Below are 3,165 nucleotides of genomic sequence, written 5' to 3'. Positions count from 1 at the left end.
CTGGAGCATTCTGTGAGTATGGAGTATCTGAATATACTGCCGAGGGCTACATCTTAAATAATATCGTCATTGGAGACTTTCCAGAATCAGAAGCTATAACTGCTATTCGTTCTGCTTATCGTAAACGTACCGCTAATAGTAAGTTCTTCGAGGATTACACCAAATTAGACCGAATCAAGTCTGATTTGAAGATGGGTAAAAAAGCAGTAGTAGACAAATACAGTATTTCGGAGGGTACTTACGATGAGATAAAGGAAGAAAGCGACCACAGCGTTTTTTGGTCTATAGACGAAAAGGGTAAGGTACTTATTAACTCGCTGAAATATAAGACCTTTTTAGAGCGTAATGGCTTTAAGAAATACTACCCAGCCGATACACAACATTCTAATTTAGTGTATGTGTTTGAGAATAGAGTAATTGAAACCTCTAAAGAGCGTATCAAAGATTTTGTACTGGATTACTTGCTTACTCGTGGAGAAATTGAAGTTTGGAATTATTGTGTGAAGTACCATAATTTATTTAGTGAGGAGTTTTTAATTATGCTCGATACTATTGAATTGATGATGCTTAAAGACACTAGGGATAAATCATTTATCGCTTATAAGAACGGAGTATTAGTAGTAACCAAAGACACCGCTGAATTGGTTGAATATATTGAGGTAGGCGGATATGTGTGGGAGCGTCAAATTATTAATAGAGATTTTATTAAGGTTGATAACTTTGATAATGATTACAAGAAATTTATATTCAATGTCTCTAATAACGAACCCCTCTCTTTAGAGTCTGTTACTGGGTACTTATTATCCAATTATAAAAATAAGTCTAAGAATAGAGCGATTATCCTAAATGATGAGACTATTTCTGACAACCCCGAAGGAGGTACTGGAAAAGGGGTATGGATGCAAGGTGTGGCTCAAATTAGAAGCACTGCTATCTTAGATGGTAAAACTTTAAAAGATGAAAAGTTTGATTATCAGACTGTATCGACAGAGACCCAAATATTAGTATTTGATGACGTGGTGCGTAACTTTAACTTTGAGTCTAAATTTAGTTTAGTTACAGAGGGAATTACCCTGGAGCGTAAAAATAAAGATGCAATCAAATTATCAGTAGAGGATTCCCCTAGAATGGTTATCTCTACTAATTATGCTATAAAAGGAGAAGGAAACTCACACGACAGACGTAGGTTTGAAGTAGAGTTCGCTCAATATTACGGTAAAACACTTACTCCAGCAGATGAGTTTGGAAGACAATTATTTGATGATTGGGATAGTGAAGAATTTACTCGCTTCGATAATTATATGGTGTATTGCTTACAGACTTATTTGAAATTAGGACTTGTGCCTCAGAATGCTAAAAATATTAAGTTACGTAAGTTTATCGCTGAGACTTCTATGGAGTTCAAAGAATGGATAGACGATAGAGATAATGTAGCGTTAGACTGTAGATTGGATAAACAAGTGTATTATGATAGATTTACTAATGAATACCAAGACTTTAAGAAATGGTTGACTCGCAAGAAGTTTAATATTTGGATGCAGAAATACTGTACATTTATGAATTATGAGTATGTTGATGGAATTTCAAATGGTAGTAGATGGTTTATTTTAAACACAAAACAAGGAGTATTAATTGATGAAGATGATTTTTAATTATGACACTAAAAGAAAAGTTTAAAAATGTAGACGAATTAGATAAAACTTGGAATCAAATACTTGAACAACAAGTAAAAATAGCAGATGAATATGCTATTGAGTTTGCAGAGTGGTGTAATGAATTAAGGTTATATGGAGAAGGTTATTATGAAAAAAATCTAAAAGAATTATTAGAAATTTATAAAAAAGAAAAAGGATTATGACACTAAACTACAGAGAAGTTGCGTTTGTTTTGAATAGACCTTCTACAGAAATTAAGAAGAAGTTTCAGGAGTTATTGAAGTTGGATAAAATAACGATGAAAGATGAAATTCATACCGATAAGTTATCGTGGGAGTTTGGACTGATTAAGTCGGTAGATAAGCGTTATGATGGATTACCGCTATTCCCATTTTATATGAGGGAGTGTAAGAAGTCATTCCGTAATTATTTGAATGAGAAGTCAAATATCAAAGCAAAGAAGTTTACTGGAGGAAAGACTATTTTTTATAAGACTTTAACCGATGAAGAGATTGAATTTTGTAATACTAACTTAGCCTACAAATACAAAGAAGTATTTGGTAAATCGATATGAGAGCAGAAGCAAAAAGAAGATTAAGTGAATACTGTAAATTAGTCTATTATTATACTGGTGTTTATAATAAATCTCAAGCAAAAAAAATGGCTATAGAATACTATGACTATATTATAAACAGAGACGACCATCCATATACTGTCGGAAATGGCGACATTGCTTTGAAATTAAAAGAAATAACTAAAAATTTATGAAACAACTTAGAGATTACCAGCAGGATATAGCAAGTCAAGCGGTTAAGATACTTACTGATAAAAAGATAGTGTACCTCAACTGTATGGTTCGTGTAGGTAAAACACTTATGGCTTTGGAGACTGCTAAGTTGTACGGAGCTAACAAAGTATTGTTTATTACCAAAATCAAGGCATTCTCATCTATTCAAGGCGATTATAACGATTTTGGATATACCTTTGATTTAACCATAATCAACAAAGAGTCTATACATAAAATTGAGTCGAATAACTTTGATTTAATTATATGTGACGAAGCCCACGGTTTATTCGCTTCCTATCCAAAACCTAGCGGTTTCGCTAAGATTTATAAATGTAGATTCTCTAAAGTATCTATGGTTTTGATGTCAGGAACTATGAACCCTGAGTCATACAGTCAAATATACCATCAGTTTTGGGTGTCAGGCTATTCTCCATTCAAGCAGTACGTTAACTTTTATAAGTGGGCGAATGATTATGTGAACGTCAAGCTAAAGAACTTAGGATATGCCAAAGTCAATGACTACAGCGATGCGAAGTATGATAAAATATATCCAATTATTAAGCCATACATCATAACCTTTACCCAAGAACGAGCTGGATTTACTACAAAGGTAATTGAGCATATTATCCCAGTTGAGATGCAACCAGTTACTTATAATGTGATTAACAGACTAAAGAGAGACTTGGTTGTAACTGCATCGGATGGTCGAGTAATATTGGCTGA

The 3,165-nt window shown here is 33.4% G+C and carries 5 protein-coding genes; all 5 read left to right on the top strand.

Annotated elements, in window-relative coordinates:
- The coding region (locus tag Q0L65_RS05060; protein ID WP_296684163.1) for a hypothetical protein at positions 1-1,652 on the top strand (1,652 nt) is incomplete at its 5' end.
- 2 nt (positions 1,653-1,654) lie between these two features.
- Positions 1,655-1,858 (top strand): hypothetical protein, encoded by a 204-nt coding sequence (locus Q0L65_RS05055; protein ID WP_296684161.1) that lies wholly within the window; start codon positions 1,655-1,657, stop codon positions 1,856-1,858.
- A complete protein-coding gene (locus Q0L65_RS05050; protein ID WP_296684160.1) occupies positions 1,855-2,229 on the top strand; it encodes a hypothetical protein in 375 nt (124 codons plus the stop codon). The genes Q0L65_RS05055 and Q0L65_RS05050 overlap by 4 nt, the downstream gene beginning before the upstream one ends.
- The gene (locus Q0L65_RS05045; RefSeq protein WP_296684158.1) at positions 2,226-2,423 is read left to right on the top strand and encodes a hypothetical protein; all 198 of its coding nucleotides are present in this window, start codon (positions 2,226-2,228) and stop codon (positions 2,421-2,423) included. The genes Q0L65_RS05050 and Q0L65_RS05045 overlap by 4 nt, the downstream gene beginning before the upstream one ends.
- Positions 2,420-3,165, top strand: a 746-nt coding sequence (locus Q0L65_RS05040; protein WP_296684157.1) for a hypothetical protein, incomplete at its 3' end; no start/stop codon positions are given. The genes Q0L65_RS05045 and Q0L65_RS05040, both read left to right, overlap by 4 nt.

The sequence above is a fragment of the Flavobacterium sp. genome, assembly GCF_024642105.1.
In the GTDB taxonomy this organism is placed as follows: Bacteria; Bacteroidota; Bacteroidia; order Flavobacteriales; family Flavobacteriaceae; genus Flavobacterium.
The sequence above is the reverse complement of the archived record's forward strand: the minus strand, read 5'-3'. Positions and strand labels throughout refer to the sequence as shown.

Excerpts from the sequence above, each read along its gene's own strand:
- Q0L65_RS05050 (WP_296684160.1), top strand. The coding sequence starts at position 1,855 with ATGACACTAAACTACAGAGAAGTTGCGTTTGTTTTGAATAGACCTTCT.
- Q0L65_RS05055 (WP_296684161.1), top strand. The coding sequence starts at position 1,655 with ATGACACTAAAAGAAAAGTTTAAAAATGTAGACGAATTAGATAAAACT.
- Q0L65_RS05045 (WP_296684158.1), top strand. The coding sequence starts at position 2,226 with ATGAGAGCAGAAGCAAAAAGAAGATTAAGTGAATACTGTAAATTAGTC.